This window comes from Oleiphilus sp. HI0117, from assembly GCF_001635235.1.
This window is the reverse complement of the sequence record NZ_LWGA01000224.1, coordinates 1-595: the sequence shown is the minus strand read 5'-3', so window position 1 is coordinate 595 and position 595 is coordinate 1. Positions and strand designations below refer to the sequence as shown.

The window sequence follows — 595 nt, the reverse complement described above, 5'->3', positions numbered from 1 at the left end:
TAAATGAAGAGTCTTGTTCGTAGTGTGATTGGATTGAATTCTAGAGTATGCAGTTGCTATCGTAGATAAGCTTTTGTTTTATTGCTTTGAGTGATAACTCAAAATCAAAGGGAGATAGCGCCACGGAAAATAAAAATAAAGAATATAAAACGATAGACAATAGTACATCATACTTTTGTTTATCCTTGCTATTTACGTGCGCACTGGGCTCCTGGTATAGCTTGATGCATAACAATGAAATAGATAAGCCTATCATCGATGCCATATAAGGCATGAATATATCGCTCCTGCCTGACTTTATAAAAACTTCTGATACTTCAATGCACAATGAAAAGAAAAGGCAGTGGACAGCGGGTACTAGAATGTTAGGTGTTTGGCGTTTTATTTGAATATGTGCGCTTAAAAAGGCAAGTGGTATGAATATGATACAATTCAACGTTAAGTACTGCCAATCTACTGATGCGGATGAAAAGTGGAAAAAGGGGTCAAGAATCAAACGTGGCATGTCACTGTTTTGACTGTTTAGCTTTGCATAGATATCAGATAATGAGACGGTGATATTAAGAGGTAGTAAACAGGTTATATAAGCGACCGC

Annotated in this window: 1 protein-coding gene; it reads right to left on the bottom strand. The window is 36.8% G+C overall.

What is annotated here, in order from left to right; all coding sequences use genetic code 11:
- Positions 1 to 40: 40 nt before the first annotated feature.
- Positions 41 to 595, bottom strand: a 555-nt coding sequence (locus tag A3757_RS27470; RefSeq protein WP_231878197.1) for a hypothetical protein, incomplete at its 5' end; no start/stop codon positions are given.